Below are 23685 nucleotides of genomic sequence, written 5' to 3'. Positions count from 1 at the left end.
CCCGCTGTCAGAGGCGGCCGCTAGCGTCATGGGTGTGCCGGCCCTCAACCACCCCGAAGAGCTCAAAGCGCTCCTCGGCATCCCCTTCACCCCGGAGCAGCTGGCGTGCGCCACCGCACCGCCCGCTCCGCAAGCCGTCGTGGCCGGAGCCGGATCCGGCAAAACCACCGTCATGGCCGCCCGCGTCGTCTGGCTCGTCGGCACCGGCCAGGTCGCACCCGGCGAAGTCCTCGGCCTGACCTTCACCAACAAAGCCGCCGGAGAACTCGCCGAACGCGTCCGCAAAGCCCTCGTCCAGGCAGGCGTCACCGACCCCGACCCCGCCGACCCCGACGACACCCCCGGCGAACCCCAGATCTCCACCTACCACGCCTTCGCCGGACGCCTCCTCACCGACCACGGCCTCCGCCTCGGCATCGAACCCGGCGCCCGCCTCCTCGCCGACGCCACCCGGTACCAGCTCGCCGCCGCCGTCCTCCGCACCGCCCCCGGCCCCTACACCGGCCTCACCAAAACCGTCAGCGCCCTCGTCGAAGACCTCCTCGCCCTCGACGGCGAACTCGCCGAACACCTCGTCCCGCCCCACACCCTCCGCGCACACGACCAGGACCTCCGCACCACCCTCGAAACCGCCCGCCTCAGCAACGCCGCCCTGCGGAAAATCCCCCGCACCGCCGAAGCACGACAGGAACTCCTCGGCCTCGTCGAGGAATACCGCGACCGCAAACACCGCCGCGACCTCCTCGACTTCGGCGACCAGATCGCCGCCGCCGCCCGCCTCGCCCGCGACGTCCCCGAAACCGGCCGCCTCCTCCGCGAGCAGTACCGCGTCGTCCTCCTCGACGAATACCAGGACACCTCCGTCGCCCAGCGCGTCATGCTCGCCGGCCTCTTCGGCGGCGGCACCGGCCACGCCGTCACCGCCGTCGGCGACCCCTGCCAGGCCATCTACGGCTGGCGCGGCGCCTCCGTCGCCAACCTCGACGACTTCCCCCACCACTTCCCCCACGCCGACGGCACCCCCGCCGCCCGCCGCTCCCTCAGCGAGAACCGCCGCAGCGGCGGCCGCCTCCTCCACCTCGCCAACACCCTCGCCGCCCCCCTCCGCGAACGGCACGAAGGCGTCGAAGCCCTCCGCCCCGCCCCCGGCGCCGAACACGACGGACGCGTCCGCTGCGCCCTCCTCCCCACCCACGCCGAAGAACTCGACTGGCTCGCCGACTCCCTCGCCCACCTCGTCCGCACCGGAACCCCACCCGGCGAAATCGCCGTACTCTGCCGCAGCGCCACCCACTTCGCCGAAATCCAGGGCGCCCTCGTCGCCCGCGACATCCCCGTCGAAGTCGTCGGCCTCTCCGGACTCCTCCACCTCCCCGAGATCGCCGACCTCGTCGCCACCTGCGAAGTCCTCCAGGACCCCACCGCCAACGCCGCCCTCGTCCGCCTCCTCACCGGCCCCCGCTGGCGCATCGGCCCCCGCGACCTCGCCCTCCTCGGCCGCCGCGCCCGCCTCCTCGTCGCCCACCACGAAGGCCGCACCGACACCGGCACCGACGAACGCCTCGCCGCCGCCGTCGAAGGCGTCGACCCCACCGAGATCACCTCACTCGCCGACGCCCTCGACACCTTCCTCGCCTCCGACGGCCACAACGACGACCTGCCCTTCTCCGCCGAAGCCCGGGTCCGCTTCGCCCAGCTCGCCGCCGAAATCCGCGACCTCCGCCGCTCCCTCGCCGACCCGCTCATGGACGTCCTGCACCGCGTCCTCACCGTCACCGGCCTCGAAGTCGAACTCTCCGCCTCCCCGCACGCCCTCGCCGCCCGCCGCCGCGAAACCCTCGGCAACTTCCTCGACGTCGCCGCCGGATTCGCCTCCCTCGACGGCGAAGTCACCCTCCTCGCCTTCCTCGGCTTCCTGCGCACCGCCGCCCAGTACGAAAAGGGCCTCGACAACTCCCTCCCCGGCGGCGAGAACACCGTCAAGGTCCTCACCGCACACAAGGCCAAGGGCCTCGAATGGGACGTCGTCGCCGTCCCCGGACTCGTCACCAAACAGTTCCCCAGCGAACAGGCCCGCGAGACCTGGCTCGCCCAGCCCAAGGTCCTCCCGCACCCCCTCCGCGGCGACGCCGCCACCCTGCCCCACATCACCGAATGGACCGCCAAGGGCATCAAGGACTACGACACCGCCCTCCGCGACCACCAGTCCACCGAAGAACTCCGCCTCGGATACGTCACCTTCACCCGCCCCCGCTCCCTGCTCCTCGGCTCCGGCCACTGGTGGGGCCCGGAACAGAAACGGCCCCGCGGCCCCTCCGCCTTCCTCGAAGCCCTCCGCGCCCACTGCGAGGAAACCCCCTCACACGGCGACGTCGAACACTGGGCCCCCGGCCCCGCCGAGGACGACGAGAACCCCGCCCTCACCACCCGCACCGAAGAACACGCCTGGCCGCTCCCCCTCGACACCGCCGCCCTCACCCGCCGCCGCACCGCAGCCGCCGCCGTCCTCGACCACCTCGAAGGCCGCACACCCGCCACCACCGTCCCCCGACAGCCCGACGACGCCCGCCCCGACGAGGACGAACAGCCGACGCGACCCGTCCCCGGGCCCCGCACCACACCCGACGACGACACCCTCACCCCCGAAGAAACCCGGCTCACCGCCTCCTGGGACCGGGACCTCGAAGCCCTCGCCGGAGAACTCCGCCGCTCCCGCGCCACCGTCCGCGACGTCCCCCTCCCCACCACCCTCACCGCGTCCCAGCTCCTGCGCATGGCCGCCGACCCCGACACCTTCGCCCGCGACCTCGCCCGCCCCATGCCCCGGCCCCCGCAACAAGCAGCCGCCCGCCTCGGCACCCGCTTCCACACCTGGGCCGAATCCCGCTTCGAAGAACTCCCCCTGCCCCTCCTCGACCCCGAAGAACTCCCCGGCTCCCGCACCGACGACGACGAACCCCACGACATCGCCGACGAACGCGACCTCGAAACCCTCAAGGCCGCCTTCCGCCGCACCCCCTACGCCGACCGCGTCCCCCACCGCGTCGAAGCCCCCTTCCAGCTGATGCTCGCCGGCCGTCTCATCAGCGGCCGCATCGACGCCGTCTACCGCCACGACCACACCGACTGCAGCACCACCTACGAGATCGTCGACTGGAAAACCGGACACGGCCGCCACGCCGACCCCCTCCAGCTCGCCGTCTACCGCCTCGCCTGGGCCGAACAGCACGGCGTACCCGTGACGTCCGTCACCGCCGCATTCCTCCACGTACGCTCCGGCGACATCGTCCGCCCCCCACACCTCCCCGACCGCGCCGAACTCGAACAACTCCTGCTCGGCGACTGACCCGCGCCCCCACCCCGCACGCCCCGGAACCCGCCCCACGGCTGGCGGGAGTCACCCGTACGCCCGATAGGCTTCATGCCATGAGCACCATCCCGGCAGCCCAGGACAGCGCGGTCCGGGCCCACATCCAGGACCGGCGTGCCGCCTTCCTCGACGACCTCGTCGAATGGCTGCGCATCCCCTCCGTCTCCGCCGACCCGGAGCACGCCGACGACGTCCGGCGCAGCGCCGCATGGCTCGCCGACAAGCTGAAGGCCACCGGCTTCCCCGTCGCCGAGATCTGGGAGACACCCGGCCACCCCGCCGTCTTCGCCGAATGGCCCTCCGGCGACCCCGACGCCCCCACCGTCCTCGTCTACGGACACCACGACGTCCAGCCCGCCGCCCGCGACGACGGCTGGCACACCGACCCCTTCGAGCCCGTCGAACACGACGGCCGCCTCTACGCGCGCGGCGCCGCCGACGACAAGGGCCAGGTCTTCTTCCACACCCTCGGCGTCAGCGCCCACCTCGCCGCCACCGGCCGCACCGCACCCGCCGTCAACCTCAAACTCCTCATCGAGGGCGAAGAGGAATCCGGCTCCCCGCACTTCCCCGACCTCGTCCACCGCCAGGCCGAACGCCTCGCCTGCGACGCCGTGATCGTCTCCGACACCGGCATGTGGTCCGCCGACACCCCCACCGTCTGCACCGGCATGCGCGGACTCACCGACTGCCAGATCGACCTGCACGGACCGGACCAGGACATCCACTCCGGCTCCTTCGGCGGCGCCGTACCCAACCCCGCCACCGAAGCCGCCCGCCTCGCGGCCGCACTCCACGACGACGAACGCCGCGTCACCGTCCCCGGCTTCTACGACGGCGTCATCGAACTCACCGAACGCGAACGCGCCCTCTTCGCCGAACTCCCCTTCGACGAAACCGCCTGGCTGCACACCGCCCACTCGCACGCCGCACTCGGCGAACACGGCTACACCACACTCGAACGCGTCTGGGCCCGCCCCACCGCCGAGGTCAACGGCATCAGCGGCGGCTACCAGGGCCCCGGCGGCAAAACCATCGTCCCCTCCACCGCCCAGCTCAAGCTTTCCTTCCGCCTCGTCGCCGGACAGGACGCCGACGCCGTACAGCAGTCCGTACGCGACTGGGTCGCCCAGCGCCTCCCGCACGGCATCCGGCACGACATCACCTTCTGGGGCGCCACCCGCCCCTGCCTCACCCCCCTCGGCCACCCCGCGCTCCAATCCCTCGCGCGCGCCATGGAACGGGCCTTCGGACAGACCGTCCGCTTCACCCGCGAAGGCGGCTCCGGACCCGCCGCCGACCTCCAGGACGCCCTCGACGTGCCCGTCCTCTTCCTCGGCATCTCCATCCCGTCCGACGGCTGGCACGCACCGAACGAGAAAGTCGAACTCGACCTGCTGGAAAAGGGCGTGGAAACCGCCGCGCACCTGTGGGGCGACCTGGCCGAAAACTGGCACGGCGCCTGACCCGCCCCCGGCAGACTCGACACACGCACCCAACCACCGCTGTCACAGGGGGAGTAGGAAGCCGCAGTGACCACCCGGACCGACCACACCGACCACACCGACCACGCCGCCACGGGAACACCGGGACCGAGGGAAACCCCCATCACCCTCACCGGCACGGGAGGCATCGACCGGGCCGCCCACCACCGGCTCGACGAAGCCTGGCTCGCGGCAGCCTGGAGCCACCCGACGACACGGGTGTTCGTGGTCTCCGGCGGACAGGCCCTCATCGAGGACAAGGGCAACGGCACCGAACTGGTGACCATGCCGTCCTTCGACGCGCCCTTCACCGAATCGCACCGCTACTTCCTCGGCATCGACGAGGACGGCGTCCGCTACTTCGCCCTCCAGAAGGACGCCCTCCCCGGACGCATGGACGACGTGGCACGCGCCGCGGGACTCCGCGAAGCGGGCGTCCTGCTGTCCGAACGCGACGCCGAACTCATGACCCACGCCATCGGCCTGGAGAACTGGCAGCGCACCCATCGCTTCTGCTCCCGCTGCGGCGAACGCACCAACATCGCGGCAGCGGGCCACATCCGCCGCTGCTCCGCCTGCGGCGCCGAGCACTACCCGCGCACCGACCCGGCCGTGATCATGCTCGTCACGGACGAACAGGACCGCGCGCTGCTCGGCCGCCAGGTGCACTGGCCCGAAGGGCGCTTCTCCACCCTCGCCGGGTTCGTCGAGCCCGGCGAGTCCCTGGAGGCGGCCGTCGTCCGCGAGGTCGCCGAGGAAGCGGGCGTCACCGTCGGCGGCGTCGACTACGTCGGCAGCCAGCCCTGGCCCTTCCCCTCCAGCCTCATGCTCGGCTTCACCGCCCGCGCCACCTCGGACGAGATCCAGGTCGACGGCGAGGAGATCGACGAAGCCCGCTGGTTCTCCCGCGAAGAACTCCGGGCCGCGATCGAGAAGGGGGAGGTCCTGCCTCCGTCCGGCATCTCCATCGCGGCCCGGCTGATCGAACGCTGGTACGGGGCCCCGCTGCCGAAGCCCGCACCCGCACTCTGAACCCTGCGGCGGGTCAGGCGCCCGCCTTCTCCTTCACCTGCGCCAGGGAAGGGTTGGTGAGCGTCGACCCGTCGGCGAAGAGCAGCGTCGGAACCGTCTGGTTGCCGCCGTTCGCCTTCTCCACGAACGCCGCCGACTCCGGGTCGTGCTCGATGTTGACCTCGGTGTAGGCGATGCCCTCGCGGTCCATCTGGCCCTTCAGACGGCGGCAGTAGCCGCACCAGGTGGTGCTGTACATCGTCACGGTTCCCGCCATGGGTCCTCGCGCTCCTTCGCGTTGCTGTCGGATCTGTGCGGTTGGGGCTCGGGACGCAGCCCCGGGGCCACGGCTCGGAGCCGCGGGGCCTGGGGGTGCGAGCGCCTCGGGGGAGGCCCGGGGTGCTGTGGTGCCGCAACCGCAGAGGCAGAACGAACTGGGAGGGCGGGGCATTCCCGGGGGTGGGTGCACGTTGGGGTGGGGCTCCCCCCCCGCCCCCCACCCCACACCCGTCCGGCGGCCGGTGCCGGTGTCTGCCCTGTGGGGTGTCTGCCGGCCCGGGTGCCTGCCGGGCTGTGCCCAGTCTCTCGTGGGTGGGTGCGGGCTGCTTCGGGTTATGCACAGGGTGTGGTGGTTTGTATGAGGAGTCGCTCCGGGCTGTGGACAACGGTCCGGGCCTGGCTGTGGGACCTGGCAGCATGGCGGGGTGACAGCAGCAACGGACTCCACTCTCTTCCCTCCGGTACCCGACTCCGCCGACGCGGTGCTGGAGGGGCTCGACCCGGAGCAGCGTGAGGTCGCGACGTCGCTGCACGGTCCGGTCTGTGTGCTGGCGGGCGCGGGTACGGGCAAGACCCGCGCGATCACGCACCGGATCGCGTACGGCGTGCGCGCCGGCGTCCTGCCGCCCGCCGGGGTCCTGGCCGTCACGTTCACCAGCCGCGCGGCGGGGGAGATGCGGGGCCGGCTGCGGCAGCTGGGGGCGAGTGGCGTCCAGGCGCGTACGTTCCACGCGGCTGCTCTGCGTCAGTTGCAGTTCTTCTGGCCTCGTGCGGTCGGTGGTGAGCTGCCGCGGCTGCTGGAGCGCAAGGTGCAGCTGGTCGCAGAGGCGGCCGCGCGCTGCCGGCTCCGGCTCGACCGCAACGAGCTGCGGGACATGACGGGTGAGATCGAGTGGTCGAAGGTCACCCAGACCGTTCCGGACGATTATCCGGCCGCTGTAGCGAAGGCCGGGCGGGACGCTCCGCGTGACCCGGCGGAGATCAGCAAGGTCTTCGCCGCGTACGAGCAGCTGAAGCGCGACAACTCCGTGATCGACTTCGAGGACGTTCTGCTCCTCACCGTGGGTGTGCTGCAGGACCGTCCGGACATCGCCGAGACGGTCCGCGGCCAGTACCAGCATTTCGTCGTCGACGAGTACCAGGACGTCAGCCCGCTCCAGCAGCGGCTGCTGGAGCTGTGGGACGGCGGCCGGGAGAGTCTCTGCGTGGTGGGTGACGCCAGCCAGACGATTTACTCCTTCACCGGCGCCACCCCCGACCACCTGCTGAACTTCCGTACGCGCCATCCCGACGCCACGGTGATCAAGCTCGTCCGTGACTACCGCTCGACACCCCAGGTGGTGGGCCTGGCCAACGGTCTGCTCTCGCAGGCCAGGGGTCGTGCGGCGGAGCACCGGCTGGAGCTGGTCTCGCAGCGCGAGGCCGGCCCGGCGCCGGTGTACACGGAGTACGCGGACGAGCCGACCGAGGCCGAGGGCGTCGCGAAGCGGGCCCGTGAGCTCATCGACGCGGGGCGGCCCGCGAGTGAGATCGCGGTGCTGTACCGGATCAACGCCCAGTCGGAGATCTACGAGCAGGCGCTGGTCGACGCGGGTGTGCCCTACCAACTGCGGGGCGCGGAGCGGTTCTTCGAGCGTGCCGAGATCCGGGAGGCCGGGGTCGCTCTGCGGGGCGCGGCCCGTTTCGGTGAGAACGACAGTCTGCTGGACGGGGCTGCCGATCTGCCCTCGCAGGTGCGTGCCGTCCTCAGCGGCAAGGGCTGGACGCCGGAGCCGCCGGCCGGGTCCGGTGCGGTGCGTGACCGCTGGGAGTCGTTGGCCGCGCTGGTCCGGCTCGCGGAGGCCCTCGCCGAGGGCCGCGCGGCGGCGGGCGGGGCGCCGCCCACACTTGCCGAATTCGTCGCGGAGCTGGACGAGCGCGCGAACGCGCAGCACGCGCCCACCGTCGAGGGCGTCACGTTGGCTTCCCTGCATTCGGCGAAGGGCCTGGAGTGGGACGCGGTTTTCCTGGTGGGTCTCACCGAGGGCATGCTGCCGATCACCTACGCGAAGACGGACGAGCAGGTCGAGGAGGAGCGGCGGCTGCTCTATGTCGGGGTCACGCGTGCCCGGGAGCACTTGTCGCTGTCGTGGTCGCTGTCCCGTTCTCCGGGGGGACGTCCGAACCGGCGCCCGAGCCGTTTCCTCGACGGTCTCCGTCCCGGTTCGGGTTCGCCTGCTGCCCGGACTGCGGGTGGGGCGGGTGGTATTCAGCGCGGAGGGCGCGGTGACTTCGGTGCGGGGGGCCAGGGCGGGGCGTCCGGTCCTCGGGCGCGCAAGCAGCGGGGGCCTGCGCAGTGCCGGGTGTGCGGCCGTTCGCTGACCGATCCGGGTGAGTTGAAGCTGTCGCGCTGCGAGGGCTGTCCTTCGGATCTTGACGAGGTGCTGTACGAGCGGCTGCGTGACTGGCGGGCGGATCAGGCCCGTCAGCTGGGTCAGCCCGCCTACTGTGTTTTCACGGACAAGACGCTGCTGGCCATCGCCGAGGCGGTGCCGGACGATGCGGGTGCGCTGGCCCGGATCCCGGGTGTGGGCCGCCGGAAGCTCGACCGGTACGGCGGGGATGTGCTGGCTCTGTGCGCGGGGGAGGAGCTGGGCGCCGAGGAGCCGGAGGATGCGTCGGGTCCGGGCGGTCCTGTGGAGTCCGGGGAGGTCGCGGGGTCTCCCGCGGAGGACAGCTGAGCCTCGTCGTGTACCCACCGACCGGTAGCGGAACGCTCCGCTCCGGCCAATGTCACAGAACCTGTTACGGATACGGCGGAAAAATAGTTTGCGCCCGCCGTCTCGCCCCCCATAGCCTGCGAGATGTGGAGAGAGCAGGAGGCTTTCGCTTCCTTCTCCCCATGCTGTACTGACCCCTGAACATTTCGGGACGGGCCCCGGCCAGTCCCCTGAGTCGCCGAGAGGAGGCGTTTCCAGTGATCGACTTCATTACCACCATCAAAATGACCGACCGCTCGGTCAATGCCTCCTGCCTGCTCGGCGCTCGCTCTGAGGCCACCCGTTTCGACGTGACCCGTGTCAACGGCGTCAGCCTGTCCGGCACGAGTGTCCTCCTTGGCGGCAGTGAGCGACCGATCAAGGCACCCGCGGCAGCGATGGTAAAGGCGCACACGTATGCCTTTGCCCCCGTCGCCAACGGTGCCGGTGTCGGACGCGAGCGGACGCAGCACCAGATGTGGGCCTTCCGTGGCCTCGAACCCTGGAGAGATCCAGCCTGATCGGCGAGATCAGGTCGGCACCTTCCAGGGCCGCGGAACCCACACCGGGATCCGCGGCCCTTCTGTTTGCCACACGACCGGCCACCAGCCGGAGCGATCCGACAACAGACATCAACAGACGAGGAAGAACCGACAGTGCACCTCAACGCGCACGCCACGTCACCGACGACCGACCTGATTCCGCCACTCGAAGACAACGCCGCCACGGAGGACCCCTTGACTGCCCCGCTGATCACCCTCACCGAGCTCGATGACGCCATCGAGCGCCTGGGTGTCACCGTTCCCTGCCGCTCGTACGACCCGGAGGTCTTCTTCGCCGAAGCTCCGGCCGACGTCGAGTACGCCAAGTCGCTCTGCCAGACCTGTCCGCTGCGCGAGGCATGTCTCGCCGGCGCCAAGGACCGGCGCGAGCCGTGGGGCGTCTGGGGCGGTGAGCTCTTCGTCCAGGGCGTGGTCGTACCCCGCAAGCGCCCGCGCGGCCGTCCCCGCAAGAACCCGGTCGCGGCGTGATCACCATGGCCACGAACACGACCCACCGCAGCACGGTCCAGGACGGCACGGTTTCGCTCGGCGGAGCCACCGGCCCCCGGCGGACAGGCACCCTCGACCGCCCGGCGACGCACGACCCGATGCTGCGTGATCTTCAGAAGCAGGACCCGACCATGACCACCCATCTCGAACGCCGCACACCCTCCCGCAGGGAAGCGAATTCGGGTACAGACAACAGGAACCGAGAAATGCAACTCATGCCAGAATCCCTGGCCCGTGCACATATGCAACAGCGGCTACGGGACGCCGAGTCCGACAACCGGGCGGCGCGCGTCGTCACCGCCCGCCGCCTCCAGCGCCGTGCGGGCCGTATGACGCTGCGTGCCCGCCGTGCTCTCGCCATGGCGGTCATGCAGTAAGTCATCCGGAGAACCGGGGTGTTGCGCCCCGGTTCTCCGCTGCCCGCGGGGATACCGTCGACTGGTGGAAGAGAAGGAATCCGACCGGACCGCGGACGCCGCCATCACGTGCGCGGCCTGCGGCAGGACAGCCGACGGGAACCCTGTCACCTGGGTCTGTTCGGTGGAGAACGGCGAGCGCCGTTACTTCTGCGATGCCTGTTCGCGTCTCCACATCCGAGCCATCGAGGGCCGTCTCGACTCGTCCTGGTGGTGACCCTTCCCGTTCGGAACGACGTCAGCTCTCCTGGGGCGGAATGGACTTGGGTTCCTCCCCTTGCTCAGGCGCTGTCTTCTCCTCTTCCTGGGGCAGTTCGTCTTCCTCTCCGTTGCTGGTGCATTCCTCGGCCACGGTGAACCCCGGTAGCCAGTCCGCCATTTCGTGACGCATGCGCACGCGGGCTCCCAGCTGGCACAGGACGCCGATGGTGCTGAGCGTCACTCGATGTATCAGCAAGTACGACGGCGGCAGATTCAGCTGCTTGCCCAACTGGTGCGCGGGGGAACGGGGATCGGCGATCCGTGCGGCCTGCTCGCGCATCCACCCGCGGCTGAACGGGAAGTCGTACACCCGCGCGGGCTCGATGATCGGCACGAGGTAGTCGAGCACGGCGCCGGGGTCGAGATCGACGGTCTCCTTGACGAAGCCCTCGTCGCACAGCAGGCCGTACACCGCGTCCGCTTCACCGTTCAGCGCCATGCCGAGTGCGGTGCCTATCGTCGGGGGAAGACCCTCGGGCAGGCGGTTGACCGTCCCGAAGTCCATGACGCCCAAGCGCCACTGTTCCGTTCCGGAGGACGAGTCCTTCCCGGGCACCAGCCGGAAGTTCCCCGGATGCGGGTCGGCGTGCAGCAAACCTGTCCGGGCCGGGCCGGAGAAGAGGAAGCGGGCCAGGAGCTGGCCGGCCCGGTCTCGTTCCTCCTGCGTGCCGTCGGCGATGACCTCGGCGAGGGGTATGCCGTCGAGCCATTCCGTCACCAGTATCCGGTCGCACTGGTGGACCACGTCGGGGACGAGGACGTCGGTGTCGCCGGCGAACTCCGCCGCGTAGGCCCGCTGGGCCTCCGCCTCCAGCGTGTAGTCCAGCTCTTCCGCCACCCGGTCGTGCATCTCCTTGATCAGGGGCTTGATGTCCATTCCGGGGATGAGCGGGCCCAGGAGCCGTGCGAACCGGCCGAGTTCGGCGAGATCGGAGATCAGCGCCTCGCCCGCGCCCGGGTACTGCACCTTGACCGCCACGGGACGGCCGTCGTGCCACACGGCGCGGTGCACCTGACCGATCGACGCCGCCGCGGCCGGAGTCTCGTCGAACTCCTCGAAACAGTCCCTCCACTCCTCGCCCAGCTGCTCCGCGAGCACCGTCCGTACCGTGCTCGCGGGCATGGGCGGGGCAGCGTCCTGCAGTTTCGTGAGGGTCGCGCGGTAGGGCCCGGCGAGCTCCTCGGGGAGGGCCGACTCGAAGACGGACAGCGCCTGCCCGAACTTCATGGCCCCGCCCTTCAGCTCCCCGAGGACCTTGAACAGCTGCTCTGCCGTGCGCTGTTGCAGCTCGTGGCCGACGAGGTCCGCGGAGTACCCGCCGATCCGCTTCCCCAGCCCCCATGCGGAACGACCCGCGAACCCGAGAGGCAGGGCGGTCAGCTTGGCGGTACGTGCGACCGCTTTACGCGGAAGATCAGACATGCGCCCCTCCAACTTCCGTACGGACACCCGGCAACCGGGAACGACAGCCGTCACGCCATTGTGGCCCCCTCCAGCTTCCCTTCGGACTGTGCGTGACCGGCCTTTGCCGAAGCAGCACCGCAGGGGCATTCGCTGTGTGCCGCGAACCGCTGCGTCTCGGGCAGCAGATGGGGGAGGGTGAGCCGGAGGCGGTAGCCCGCCCCGCAGTTGCCGTCCCCGTCCAGGAAGCTCAGCGCGTACGAGGCGGTGGCACCGGCCACCATCGTCGCCAGGGCCGTGTCGCAGGCGGCAACGCCCGCGCGCCGGCGCCCTGACGAGCGCCACTGCCCCAGCACCAGGGGCCAGGTCGGTTCACGCTCGGCCCGCACGCGCAGCATGCACTCGGCGCAGGGCGTCTGCCCGGGCAGGACGAGGGGGCCCACCACTCCGGTGCCCTCCACCAGGCCGCCGTACAGGTGCGGGGTGCCGGAGGCGACGAAGCCCTCGGAGGCGGCCGGGTCGGGCGCGTAGGCGTCGAGCCCGTCCCGCGGGGTGAGGATGACGAGTCCCAGCCGGGGGCGTGGATGACCACGTCGGGGCCGGGACTGGCGTACGGCCCGGCGTGCGGCCGTATCGCGCCGTTCTCCGGTTTCCGACGCGGGGACTCCGCCGGGCATCGTCTCCCACGGCTCGACGCGGCCCCCGTCGACCACATCGACCTTCCCGACTCCGGCCGCCGCCAGCGTCGTCGCCACGAGCGTCCCCACCCGGCCGGCGCCCCGTACTTGTACGGCGAGGCTCGCGCGGGCGGCCAGTCTGCCCAGTCCTGCTCCTGGCTCGCGGTGGCGGACGCTCAGCGAGGCCAGGTCGGGCCGGAGGCTGTCGCTGACCTCTGCCGACGCCGCGCGGTCGGCCGTCGAGTCGTCCAGCACGCCGGCGGCAGCGAGGCGGGTCACCAGCCGGGGGACGGTGTCCGCGGGGAGGCCCAAGGAGACTGCTTCCGCGCTCAGTTGGGGCATCCCGCGGGTGCCGTCCATGCGGTTGATCAGGCTCGCGGTCGCGTCGTCGACGGGGCCCACCAGGACCGCGTGCGCGGGGGTGACCCCGTATTGCAGGGTCTCCCGGTCCCGCCAGCCGCGACGGAGAGCGGGCTTGATCATCGGATGCATGGATCCCCCTTGGTCGTGCGCGTGCTGCGCCGGCTGCTCGTGTGCCGGGCAGTTGCTCGTACGAAGGGCAGCATGCGCGATGTACCGGGAATTCTGCTGAGAGTTATCCACAGGCATCGCGATAAGTCGTACAAGGAGTGGGCACCTGTGGATAACCAGATCGCCGGACCTTCCGTCCCTGCCACGCTTCTGGCATGAACGAGACCTGGAGCGGGACTTCCCCGGCCGACAGCGGGTACGGTCGGGGCGTGTCCGTCGACCCGCTGAAGGGCGCCAGCCCGAGCGTCAGCCGCAGCGAGATCGAAGTGCGCCGCAGCGCCCGACGCCGACGCACAGTCTCCGCATACCGCGAGGGCGACCGCACCATCGTCCTCATTCCCGCCCGGATGACCGCCGACGAAGAACAGCGCTGGGTCGGAGTCATGCTGGACAAACTGGCGGCCCAGGAAAGCAAACGGATGCTGGGCGACAGCGACCTCGCGGAACGCGCCGCGACGCTGTCCGAGCAGTACTTCGAAGGCAGAGCACGCCCCACATCCGTGCGCTGGGTGACGAACCAGAACACCCGCTGGGGCTCCTGCACCCCGGCCGAAGGCAGCATCCGGCTGTCGCACCGGCTCCAGGGAATGCCCGAATACGTCGTGGACTACGTGCTGCTGCACGAACTGGCCCACCTGCTCGTCCCCGGACACGGCCAACGCTTCTGGGACCTGCTGAAGTCCTACCCCCGCACGGAACGGGCCCGGGGCTATCTCGAAGGTGTCGCGGCCTCCGGCCGGCTGCCACACGTCAGACCGTCACGGAGCGACTGACGCGGGATCGGGGTGGAACGGGGTGATGCCACCTCGTTGATGGGTGGCGAACTGGCAGCCGCCTGAGGAGAGTTCGGGTGCGGTCGTGCTCGGCGGCGTGCGGGGGTGACTGCTGCTGTCCGGCAGGGGCGAAGCCGGGGCCTGCGCAGGGGGACCCCGCGCAGCGGGCCGGGGGGGGGGGGGGGGGAAGGGGGGGGGGGGGGGGGGGGGGGGGAGGGCCCCCAATGGAAGAACCCACCACAAGCCCCCAACCACCCCACCCCGCTCCCCCAACCCAACCCTCACACCACCCCCCGGCACCCCTCCACAAGCCGTGTCACCGACGCGTCAGCCACGGCCGGCACCTCGTCGTAGTCGTACCACCGGAGGTCCAGGGACTCGTCGCTGATGGTTTCGAGGGCGCCCTTCGGGGCGAGGGCCGCGTACTGGACGTCCAGGTGCCAGGCGCACGGGGTGTGGTGGCGGTCGAGACGGACGGGGCCGCCGGGGAGCAGGGTCAGGCCCTCGATGCCGGATTCCTCGGTGGCTTCGCGCAGTGCGGCGCCCGCGAGGGTGGTGTCCTCGGGCTCGCAGTGGCCGCCCATCTGCAGCCACATCCGGAGCTTCCGGTGGAGGGTGAGGAGGACGCGTCCGCCTGCCGGGTCGATCACGAGGGCGCTGGCGGTGAGGTGCCCGTCGCCGCAGGCTTTCCACATGCCGTCCGGGTAGGTCCGCAGGTGCGCCAGGTAGTCGGCTCGCAGCTGTTCCTGGCCGGGGTCCGGCGCGGTCCAGCCGGTGAGGACGCGTTGGGCGTCCCCGTGGAGGGTGCCGGACGGGTCCGGCACCCCGGGGGCCTGCTGCGGCTGCGCCGTCACCGGGGGCCGGTGCTTCCGTCGCCTTCGCTGCCGGTCTCGCCGTCGGCGTCGCCCGCCCCGGTGTCCTTGCCGCCCTCGCCCGTCTCGCTGTCGCCGCGGGCGGCGTCGCCGAGCATCTTGTCGAGTTCGGAGAGGTCCAGCTGTTCGCGGTGCACGAAGCCGTCGGGGTCGTCGAGGTCCTCGGCGGTGGGCAGCATGTCGGGGTGCTCCCACAGGCCGTCGCGGCCGTCGGCGCCGCGCGCGTCGGCGAGGGAGGCCCACAGCCGGGAGGCGTCGCGCAGCCTGCGCGGGCGGAGTTCCAGGCCGATCAGGGTGGCGAAGGTCTGCTCGGCGGGGCCGCCGGTCGCGCGGCGCCGCCGCAGGGTTTCGCGGAGTGCCGAGGCGGAGGGCAGGTGGGGTTCGGCCGCGGCGTGGACCACGGCGTCGACCCAGCCCTCGACCAGGGCGAGGGCGGTCTCCAGCCGGGCGAGCGCGGCCTTCTGCTCCGGGGTGTCCTCGGGCTGGAACATGCCCTGCTGCAGTGCTTCCTGCAGTTCCTCGGGCCGCTGCGGGTCGAGCTGTCCGACGACGTCCTCGAGCTTGGAGGTGTCGACCTTGATGCCGCGTGCGTAGCCGTCGACGGCGCCGAAGAGGTGCGAGCGCAGCCACGGCACGTGGACGAAGAGCCGCTGGTGGGCGGCTTCGCGCAGGGCGAGGTACAGCCGGACCTCTTCCTGCGGTACGCCGAGGCCGTCGCCGAAGGCGGCGATGTTGCGGGGCAGCAGCGCGGCCTTGCCGGCGGGGCCGAGCGGGAGGCCGATGTCGGTGGAGCCGAGGACCTCTCCGGCGAGGACGCCGAGGGCCTGGCCGATCTGGGTGCCGAACATGGCGCCGCCCATGGAGCGCATCATGCCGAGCAGCGGCCCGGCCATGGCCTGCATCTCCTCGGGGAGGACGTCGCCCATGGCGGTGCCGACGCGTTCGGCGACCGGGTCGACGAGGTCCTTCCACACCGGCAGGGTCTGCTCGACCCACTCCGCGCGGCTCCAGGCTTCGGTGGTTCCGGCGCCGGAGGGCAGGGAGGTGACGCCGTCGAGCCAGAGGTCGGCGAGGCGTACGGCTTCTTCGACGGCGGCGCGGTCGTTGGGGCCGACGCTGGCGTCCTTGGAGCCGTCCTGGGCGCCGGAGGCGACGGTCTGGCGGGCGATGTCCTTGGCCATGTCCCAGTTCACGGGGCCGCCCTCGTAGGACAGCATCTGGCCGAGCTTCTGGAACGCGGCGCCGAGGTCGCCCGGGTCCATGCCGCCCTGTCCGCCGCCCAGCGAGCCGAACATCGCGGCGAGGGGGTTGTCGGCGCCGCCCTGGCCGCCGAAGCCGAACGGTCCGGGCATGCCGCCCTCGCCGCCCTGCTTCTTCTTGTTCTCGTCCCCGTCCTCAGGCTCTTCGGGAGGTACGCCGAATCCGAATGGGATGTCACTCACGGGTTTCCTCGGCTCTTCTCGTCGATTTCGTCGGACGGTCTGCTGAAGCAGCTGGATCAACTGCGGATTCTGCATCGTTCCGGTGGGCTCTGCCTCCAGCCTAGACACCCGTCAGGCAGGATGGAGTCCTCGCACCTCGTACCAGAAACAACCGCTGGAGACGCCCGGTGAGTTCCTCCGAGACCCACGTTCGCGCAGCGCGAACCCCCTCCGTCGCTGTCACCGGTGCCGCCTCCGGTGTCGGGGCGCTGTTGACCGAGCGGCTTGCGGCGTCCGAGGACATCAAGCGGGTGATGGCTCTGGACGAGCGCACCGGCGATGTGAGTGAGGCGCAGTGGCACGCGCTCGACATCCGGGATCCGGCGCTCGCCGATCACCTGCGGGGTGACGGGGACCCGGTGGATGTGGTGGTGCACCTGGCCGTCGATCTCGATCTGGAGACGGATCCCTCGGCCCGTACGGCGTACAACGTGCGCGGGACGCAGACGGTGCTGACGGCCGCCGCGGCGGCGGGTGTGCGCCGGGTTGTGCTGTGCACCTCGGCGATGGTGTACGGCGCGTTCGCCGACAACGACGTGCCGTTGGCGGAGGACGCGGAGGTCCGGGCGACGGCGGAGGCGACGGGTGTCGGTGATCTGCTGGAGATCGAGCGGCTGGCGCGGCGGGCGCCGCGTGCGCATCCGGGGCTGAATGTGACGGTGGTGCGTCCGGCGGTGCTGGTGGGCGCGGGGATGGACACGGCGCTGACGCGGCATTTCGAGTCGCCGCGGCTGCTGGTGGTGGACGGTTCGCGGCCGTGCTGGCAGTTCTGTCATGTCGAGGATCTGGTGAGCGCGCTGGAGTACGCGGTGCTGGAGAAGGTCGACGGGGAGGTGGCGGTCGGCTGTGACGGCTGGCTGGAGCAGGAGGACGTCGAGGAGCTGAGCGGTATCCGCCGGATGGAGCTTCCTTCGGCGGTCGCGCTGGGTGCGGCTTCGCGGTTGCACCGTCTCGGTCTGACGCCTTCGCCGGCGGGGGACCTGGCGTACACGATGCATCCGTGGGTGGTGAGCGGGTCCCGGCTGCACGATGCGGGGTGGCGTCCGGCGTGGACGAACGAGGAGGTTCTGGCGGAGCTGCTGGAGGAGGTCGCGGGCAAGCACACCGTGGCGGGCCGCCGTCTGGGCCGGACGGAGGCGGCGACGGCCGCGGGTGCGGCGGGTGCGACGGTGGCGCTGCTGGGTACGGCCGCGCTGGTCCGGCGGGCCCGTAAACGCCGGGGGCTGTGACGCGGGGCGGTCGTCGGCCGGGCGGGTCCGGGTGCCGGGTGCGGTGTGCGGATCCGCTTCCGCAAAGTGTTCCGGGCGGGCAAACGGTTCCGTTGCCCGCGTCGGTACGGCAGCATGAGCGTCATGGCACACACGTACGACCATCCTGGTGAGCTCGCGGCGGACGATCCGATCCGGCTGCTGGGTATCCGAGAGGCGCCGCTTTCCGTCGACGAGGTTTTCGCGGCGGTGGGTGATGACGCGGCGGGCGGTACCGCGCTGTTCGTCGGGACCGTGCGTGATCATGACGGGGGTGTGGACGTCGCCCGGCTGGGCTATTCCTCGCATCCGACGGCGGAGGCCGAGCTGCGCCGGGTCGCCGAGAAGGTGGCGGCGGATTTCCCGGTGCGGGCGCTGGCTGCGGTGCACCGGGTGGGGGATCTGGCGGTCGGTGACCTGGCGGTGGTCGTGGCGGTGTCCTGTCCGCACCGTGCGGAGGCGTTCGACGCCTGCCGGAGGCTGATCGACGACCTGAAGCACGAGGTGCCGATCTGGAAGCATCAGACGTTCTCGGACGGTTCCGAGGAGTGGGTCGGCGCCTGCTGAGGCGGCGCGTGGCGAGGCGTCGTACCCTCTGTTCGCGCTCCGTGCGCGGGGGTCAACTCGCCCTGGGGGAGGGGGAGATCCGGGGCGGGTGGGTGATCGCGTAACCGAACCCCGGCCCGGCGCGTTCTCTCTCCGAGGGTTAATCTGCTCATCAGCCGGTTACCCGGCAGATGACGGCACAGTCAAGGCTCCGGAGGTCTCCGTGGCGGCTCTCTCCTGGTTGCTGATCCCATTTCTCGCTGCTGTGGCGGCGGGTGTCTGGGGAAGCTGGGCTGCTCGTCGAAAGTCCACGACACCGGATGCGGCGGGCGTTGCGGGTTACGAACGTTTCCGTGCGGCGATGGAACGGTCCCGGCAGGAGGCGGACGGGCAGTCCGCGGCCGGCGCTGACGCCGCCGGTGAGGGCGACCGGGCGGCGCGTGCCGTTCCGGCGGTGGCGGGTTCGGCCTCTGGCCCGGACGGACCGGCCCGGACGGCCGACTGACAGACGTCTCCCGTACTGTCGTGGCATGCCACGCCGCACCGCAACGATGCTCGCTTCCATGCTGGTCCTCATAGCGCTGCTCTGCGCGGGTGTTCTGATCAAGGTGCCGTACGCGGAGATGTCCCCGGGGCCGACGGTGAACACCCTCGGCGACCACGGCGGCGAGCCCGTGCTGAACATCAAGGGCCACAAGACGTACGAACCGTCGGGCGGGCACCTGAACATGACGACGGTGCGCGTCACCAGTGCCGACTACAAGATGAATCTGGTCAGTGCGGTGTCGGGCTGGCTGAAGCACGACAGCGCGGTGGTGCCGCACAAGACGCTGTATCCGGACGACAAGTCGGCCGAGGAGGTCGACGAGCAGAACGCCGAGGAGTTCAGCGCCTCGCAGGAGAGCGCGAAGGTGGCGGCGCTGCGGGAGATCGACGCCCCGGTCACCGCGCACACGATCGTCTCGTCGGTGGTGAAGGGCGGCCCGTCGGAGGGCGAGCTGCACGCGGGGGACGTGGTGCGGGCGGTCGACGGCAAGCGGGTCGGTGAGGATCCGCAGGAGGTCGCCGATCTGGTGACGGAGCACGAGCCGGGTGAGCGGGTCACGTTCTCGGTGGTGCCGAAGAGCAAGGCGGACGCGGCGGCGAAGGCGCACCGGAAGCTCACCGACCGGGACGCGCGGGAGATCACGCTGCGGACGGAGAAGGCGCCGGAGGACGGCCGGGCGATCGTCGGTATCCAGCCGGGTGTCGGGCACACGTTCCCCTTCGACATCGACATCAAGCTGGCGGATGTGGGAGGTCCGAGCGCGGGGCTGATGTTCGCGCTGGGCATTGTGGACAAGCTGACGCCGGGTGATCTCACGGGCGGGCAGTTCATCGCGGGGACGGGCACGATCGACGACAAGGGCGAGGTCGGTCCGATCGGCGGCATACAGATGAAGACGGTCGCGGCCCGTGCGCAGGGCGCGAAGTTCTTCTTCACTCCGGAGGGCAACTGCGCTTCGGCGGCGAAGGACAAGCCGGACGGTCTGACGCTGGTGAAGACGGGCACGATGGACGAGGCGATGGACGCGCTGGGGAAGATCCGCAAGGGGGACACGGGCGCGCTGCGGGAGTGCGAGGCGAACTGACTCCGCTGCGGCGCCCGTCGGCGCACCGCCCGGGTGCTGCGGGCTGAGACGACGGCGGCCCCGCGTCCCGGGTGCGGAATCCGCCCGGGGCGCGGGGCCGCCGTCTCGCGTCCGCCCGCTCGCCGTTGCCGGGGTCAGTCCTCGAAGGTGGCGGCCAGGGCCTGGGCCAGGCCGGGGACGAGTCCCTCGCCGGTGAGCACCTCGGTCTTGCTGTCCTTCTCCCGCAGCCGGACGGCGGCTTCGCGCTTGCCGTCGCGCAGGACGGCGACGGTCATCCGTACTTCCTGGCGCTCGGGGTGTTCGGCGACCCAGCGGGCCAGCCGGTCCTCGGCGCCTTCGTGCTGGAGCTCTTCCGGAACGGACGCCTCCGCCGACGGGGGGAGCATCTGCCGCTCGACGGTGAGGGCGCAGCCGGTCACCGCGTCGGGCCAGGCGATGGTGGCGAGGAACTCGTCCAGCGGCGTGCCGGGCGGGAGCTCGTCCTGCTCCACGGGGGTGAGCGAGGCGGCCTTGGCGTCCTCGCTCTCCTCGTCCATGCCGAGCTGGCCGGCGAGTTCGGGCTGCTGGGCGCGGAGTTGCGCGGTGTCGACGAGGGCGAAGAGCCGGGCGGGCTGGTCCCAGCCCATTCCCGCCGCGTACTCGTCGATTTCGAGTACGGCGCGGGTCAGCGGGTCGGCGGCGATCGGTGTTCCGTCAGTGGGGAGGTTGTCCATCCCCATATCGTGCCGCCTCGTACCCCGGAAACGGGAACTGGGTAAAGCTTCGTTAAGTTGCATGAGTGGGCCTACGATGCGGGGCCCAGCTTGCGAGCGGTTGAGCTTGTCGACTGAGCTTGTCGCTGTCTTTCATCCATAGCGAATCTTCGAGGTGCGCACCTTGGCTTTCCAGATGCCGGACCGGGGCTCGTCAGGCCCGTCCGGGCCACGGATCAGAGTGGGCCGGCCATCGCGGCGGGCCCGGACGGGCTTGCTGACGGTTGGTGTGCTGGCCGTCCTCGCCATGCTGTTCGTCATGTTCGCCGGGTTCTGGACCGATTGGCTCTGGTACCGCTCGGTCGACTACAGCTCGGTCTTCACCAAGACCCTGTGGACCAAGATCGGCATGTTCGCCGTCTTCGGTCTGCTGATGGCCGGGGCGGTCGGTTTCAACGTGTGGCTGGCGCACCGGCTCCGGCCGCCGCTCAGCGCGATGTCGATGGAGCAGCAGAGCCTCGACCGCTACCGCATGGGCATCGCGCCGTACAAGAAGTGGGTGCTGCTGGGCGTCACGGCGCTCATCGGTCTGGTTTCGGGTGCTTCGGCGTCCGGGCAGTGGCGCACCTGGCTGATGTGGATCAACGGTGTCCCGTTCGGCGAGAAGGACCCGCAGTTCGGCAAGGACGTGGCGTTCTACGCGTTCGATCTGCCGTGGTACCGCTTCCTGCTGAGCTTCGGTTTCGCCGCGGCGGTGCTGTCGCTGCTGGCGGCCGCGCTGGTGCACTACCTGTACGGCGGCCTGCGGGTGACGACGCCGGGCGCGCGGGCGACGGCGCAGGCGACGGGCCATCTGTCGGTGCTGCTGGGTATCTTCGTCGCGCTGAAGGCGGTGGCGTACTGGCTGGACCGGTACGGTCTGGCGGTCAAGTCGGGTGACTTCAAGGCGACGGACAACTGGACGGGTCTGAAGTTCGTCGACGCGAACGCGTATCTCCCGGCGAAGACGATTCTGTTCTGCATCGCCATCATCTGCGCGGTGCTGTTCTTCGCCACGATCTGGCGGCGTACGTGGCAGCTGCCGGTGATCGGCTTCGGTCTGATGGTGCTCTCGGCGATCCTGATCGGCGGTCTGTACCCGGCGATCGTGCAGAAGTTCCAGGTCCAGCCGAACGAGCAGGCCAAGGAGACGCCGTACATCAAGAAGAACATCGAGGCGACGCGGAACGCGTACGACATCGATGACGCGAAGGTGACGGACTACTCGGGCACCAGCAAGGCCGACAACGAGAAGCTGCGGGACGCGGCGGACACCACGGCCAGCATGCGGCTGCTCGACCCGAACGTCGTCTCGCCGACGTACCAGCAGAAGCAGCAGGTCCGCGGGTACTACCAGTTCCCGGCGACGCTGGATGTGGACCGGTACAAGGACGACGAGGGGAACGACCAGGACACGGTCGTCGGTCTCCGTGAGATCAACACGGACGGCATCCCCGAGAAGAACTGGATCAACGAGCACTTCAAGTACACCCACGGCTACGGCATGGTCGCGGCCAAGGGCACCACGACGGACAAGGACGGCGCGCCGGCCTTCACGGAGAAGGACCTTCCGCCCAAGGGCGAGATGGGCAAGTACCAGCCGCGCATCTACTACGGCGAGAAGACGACGCAGTACTCGATCGTCGGTGGTCCGCAGAAGGAGCTGGACTACGCGGACGACGAGGGCGAGAAGACGTACACGTACACCGGCAAGAGCGGTGTGAATCTCGCCAATCCGGTCAACCGGGCGGCGTACGCGGTGAGTTTCGGTGAGCCCCAGATCCTGTACTCGGGTGCGATCGGCGAGGGTTCGCGCATCCTGTACAACCGGACGCCGAAGGAGCGCGTGGAGTCGGTCGCCCCGTGGCTGACGATCGACGGCGACCCGTACCCGGCGGTCGTGGACGGCCGGATCAAGTGGATCGTGGACGCCTACACGACGTCGAACGGCTACCCGTACTCGTCCCGTACGACGCTGGGCGACACGACGGCGGATTCGCTCACCGACGGTCAGCGCGCGGTCGTCGCGCAGCAGAACCGGGTCAACTACATCCGGAACTCGGTCAAGGCGACGGTCGACGCGTACTCCGGTGACGTCGAGATGTACCAGTGGGACACCAAGGACCCGGTGCTGAAGACGTGGATGAAGGCGTTCCCGGACACGGTGCAGCCGAAGAGCGAGATCAGCGACCAGCTGATGGATCATCTGCGCTACCCGCAGGACCTGTTCAAGGTGCAGCGGGAGCTGCTGACCCGCTACCACGTGACCTCGCCGGCGCAGTTCTACAGCGGCAGTGAGCGCTGGCAGGTGCCGAACGATCCGACGCATCAGGGCAGTGGTTCGGTGCCGCCGTACTACCTGAGTCTGAAGATGCCGGATCAGGACAAGCAGAAGTTCTCGCTGACGACGACGTTCACGCCGAACAAGCGGGACACGCTCGGTGCGTTCATGGCGATCGACGCGGATGCGCGCAGCGACGAGTTCGGGAAGATCAGAATCCTGAAGCTGCCGTCCAACACGACGGTCTCGGGCCCGAAGCAGGTGCAGAGCAAGTTCAACTCCGATCCGGAGATCGCTGAGTCGCTGAACCTGCTCAAGAGAGGCGACTCGGAGATCGAGTACGGCAACCTGATGACGGTTCCGGTGGAGGGCGGTCTGCTCTACGTCGAGCCGGTGTACGTCCGTGGTGCGGGCACCAACTACCCGCGCATGCGGAAGGTTCTGGTGACGTACGGCGAGCAGATCGCGTTCGAGAACACGCTCGGGGAGGCGCTGGACAAGGTCTTCGACACCGAGGGCAGAACCGATCCGGGCGACGGCGATCAGGGTCAGGACCAGGGCCAGGATCAGGATCAGGGTCAGACGCCGCCGGACAACCCGACGGCCCGTGAGGCGCTGAAGGACGCGCAGGAGGCGTACGACGCGGGCCAGAAGGCGCTGGAGAACGGCGACTGGGAGGCGTACGGCAAGGCGCAGAAGGATCTGGACGCCGCGCTCAAGGAGGCGGCGGAGGCCGAGGAGCAGGGCGGTGGCTCGGGCGGTGGCGGCCAGTAGGCGGTCATCGGCATCCCGCGCCGTGGTGTAGGGTTGAACTCACAACGGCGCGGGGTGGAGCAGCTCGGTAGCTCGCTGGGCTCATAACCCAGAGGTCGCAGGTTCAAATCCTGTCCCCGCTACTGCGA

19 protein-coding genes and 1 tRNA gene are annotated in these 23685 nt (G+C 70.4%); 14 read left to right on the top strand and 6 right to left on the bottom strand.

Translation table 11 applies throughout. The annotated features are described in order from the left end of the window. Window positions 1-28 precede the first annotated feature (28 nt). The 3 genes from HCC30_RS08325 (at window position 29) to nudC (ending at window position 5886) form a co-directional block, all read left to right on the top strand. A complete protein-coding gene (locus HCC30_RS08325; RefSeq protein WP_206323509.1) occupies window positions 29-3346 on the top strand; it encodes an ATP-dependent DNA helicase in 3318 nt (1105 codons plus the stop codon). An 80-nt stretch (window positions 3347-3426) separates the two neighbouring features. Beyond that, window positions 3427-4836, top strand: coding sequence for a dipeptidase (locus HCC30_RS08320; protein WP_169441676.1), 1410 nt, complete (start codon window positions 3427-3429; stop codon window positions 4834-4836). A gap of 141 nt (window positions 4837-4977) precedes the next feature. After that, entirely contained in the window at window positions 4978-5886 is a 909-nt protein-coding gene (gene nudC / locus HCC30_RS08315; protein ID WP_169441879.1) for an NAD(+) diphosphatase, read from the top strand. A gap of 13 nt (window positions 5887-5899) precedes the next feature. Here the strand turns inward: nudC and HCC30_RS08310 are convergent, their stop codons facing one another. Beyond that, window positions 5900-6142, bottom strand: a complete 243-nt coding sequence (locus HCC30_RS08310) for a mycoredoxin (RefSeq protein WP_169441675.1) — start codon at window positions 6140-6142, stop codon at window positions 5900-5902. Window positions 6143-6569: 427 nt separating this feature from the next. Here HCC30_RS08310 and HCC30_RS08305 point away from each other — a divergent pair, with 427 nt between their 5' ends. The 5 genes from HCC30_RS08305 to HCC30_RS08285 all read left to right on the top strand — a co-directional run bounded on the left by HCC30_RS08305 (window position 6570) and on the right by HCC30_RS08285 (window position 10567). Next, entirely contained in the window at window positions 6570-8864 is a 2295-nt protein-coding gene (locus tag HCC30_RS08305) for an ATP-dependent DNA helicase UvrD2 (protein WP_169441674.1), read from the top strand. 236 nt (window positions 8865-9100) lie between these two features. After that, complete coding sequence (locus tag HCC30_RS08300; RefSeq protein ID WP_169441673.1) at window positions 9101-9403, top strand: hypothetical protein; 303 nt, start codon at window positions 9101-9103, stop codon at window positions 9401-9403. Window positions 9404-9538: 135 nt separating this feature from the next. Further along, window positions 9539-9913 (top strand): WhiB family transcriptional regulator, encoded by a 375-nt coding sequence (locus tag HCC30_RS08295; protein ID WP_169441672.1) that lies wholly within the window; start codon window positions 9539-9541, stop codon window positions 9911-9913. Window positions 9914-10032: 119 nt separating this feature from the next. Beyond that, complete coding sequence (locus HCC30_RS08290; protein ID WP_169441878.1) at window positions 10033-10311, top strand: hypothetical protein; 279 nt, start codon at window positions 10033-10035, stop codon at window positions 10309-10311. Between the two features lie 61 nt (window positions 10312-10372). Then, window positions 10373-10567 carry a hypothetical protein gene (locus HCC30_RS08285; protein WP_169441877.1) on the top strand — a complete coding sequence of 65 codons (195 nt, stop codon included), beginning with the start codon at window positions 10373-10375 and terminating at the stop codon, window positions 10565-10567. 21 nt (window positions 10568-10588) lie between these two features. Here the strand turns inward: HCC30_RS08285 and HCC30_RS08280 are convergent, their stop codons facing one another. Both HCC30_RS08280 and HCC30_RS08275 read right to left on the bottom strand, forming a co-directional pair. Beyond that, on the bottom strand, window positions 10589-12034 hold the full coding sequence (locus HCC30_RS08280) for an AarF/ABC1/UbiB kinase family protein (protein WP_169441671.1): 1446 nt from the start codon (window positions 12032-12034) through the stop codon (window positions 10589-10591). Window positions 12035-12084: 50 nt separating this feature from the next. Beyond that, window positions 12085-13182, bottom strand: a complete 1098-nt coding sequence (locus HCC30_RS08275) for a ThiF family adenylyltransferase (RefSeq protein ID WP_169441670.1) — start codon at window positions 13180-13182, stop codon at window positions 12085-12087. 194 nt (window positions 13183-13376) lie between these two features. Here HCC30_RS08275 and HCC30_RS08270 point away from each other — a divergent pair, with 194 nt between their 5' ends. Next, a complete protein-coding gene (locus tag HCC30_RS08270) occupies window positions 13377-13994 on the top strand; it encodes a M48 family metallopeptidase (protein ID WP_169441669.1) in 618 nt (205 codons plus the stop codon). Window positions 13995-14275: 281 nt separating this feature from the next. Here HCC30_RS08270 and HCC30_RS08265 read toward each other — a convergent pair whose 3' ends face one another. Then, window positions 14276-14848 (bottom strand): NUDIX hydrolase, encoded by a 573-nt coding sequence (locus HCC30_RS08265; RefSeq protein ID WP_346776547.1) that lies wholly within the window; start codon window positions 14846-14848, stop codon window positions 14276-14278. Continuing rightward, window positions 14845-16308, bottom strand: coding sequence for a zinc-dependent metalloprotease (locus tag HCC30_RS08260; protein ID WP_169441668.1), 1464 nt, complete (start codon window positions 16306-16308; stop codon window positions 14845-14847). The genes HCC30_RS08265 and HCC30_RS08260 overlap by 4 nt, the downstream gene beginning before the upstream one ends. 167 nt (window positions 16309-16475) lie before the next feature. Here HCC30_RS08260 and HCC30_RS08255 point away from each other — a divergent pair, with 167 nt between their 5' ends. The 3 genes from HCC30_RS08255 (at window position 16476) to HCC30_RS08245 (ending at window position 19771) form a co-directional block, all read left to right on the top strand. Then, a complete protein-coding gene (locus HCC30_RS08255) occupies window positions 16476-17576 on the top strand; it encodes an SDR family oxidoreductase (protein ID WP_169441667.1) in 1101 nt (366 codons plus the stop codon). A 123-nt stretch (window positions 17577-17699) separates the two neighbouring features. Then, on the top strand, window positions 17700-18161 hold the full coding sequence (locus HCC30_RS08250; protein WP_169441666.1) for a molybdenum cofactor biosynthesis protein MoaE: 462 nt from the start codon (window positions 17700-17702) through the stop codon (window positions 18159-18161). A 509-nt stretch (window positions 18162-18670) separates the two neighbouring features. Further along, the gene (locus HCC30_RS08245) at window positions 18671-19771 is read left to right on the top strand and encodes a PDZ domain-containing protein (RefSeq protein ID WP_169441665.1); all 1101 of its coding nucleotides are present in this window, start codon (window positions 18671-18673) and stop codon (window positions 19769-19771) included. Between the two features lie 134 nt (window positions 19772-19905). Here HCC30_RS08245 and HCC30_RS08240 read toward each other — a convergent pair whose 3' ends face one another. After that, window positions 19906-20484 carry a PPA1309 family protein gene (locus HCC30_RS08240; RefSeq protein WP_206323507.1) on the bottom strand — a complete coding sequence of 193 codons (579 nt, stop codon included), beginning with the start codon at window positions 20482-20484 and terminating at the stop codon, window positions 19906-19908. A gap of 175 nt (window positions 20485-20659) precedes the next feature. On the opposite strand from HCC30_RS08240, the gene HCC30_RS08235 reads away from it, so the two are divergent. Further along, entirely contained in the window at window positions 20660-23557 is a 2898-nt protein-coding gene (locus HCC30_RS08235) for a UPF0182 family protein (RefSeq protein ID WP_169441875.1), read from the top strand. Between the two features lie 48 nt (window positions 23558-23605). Further along, window positions 23606-23679: transfer RNA gene (locus HCC30_RS08230), tRNA-Met, on the top strand. The last annotated feature ends 6 nt before the right edge of the window (window positions 23680-23685 follow it).

Source organism: Streptomyces sp. HNM0574 (genome assembly GCF_012726235.1).
Taxonomy (GTDB): domain Bacteria; phylum Actinomycetota; class Actinomycetes; order Streptomycetales; family Streptomycetaceae; genus Streptomyces.
Note: the sequence above shows the minus strand (reverse complement) of the source record. Positions and strands in the feature narration are given on the sequence as shown.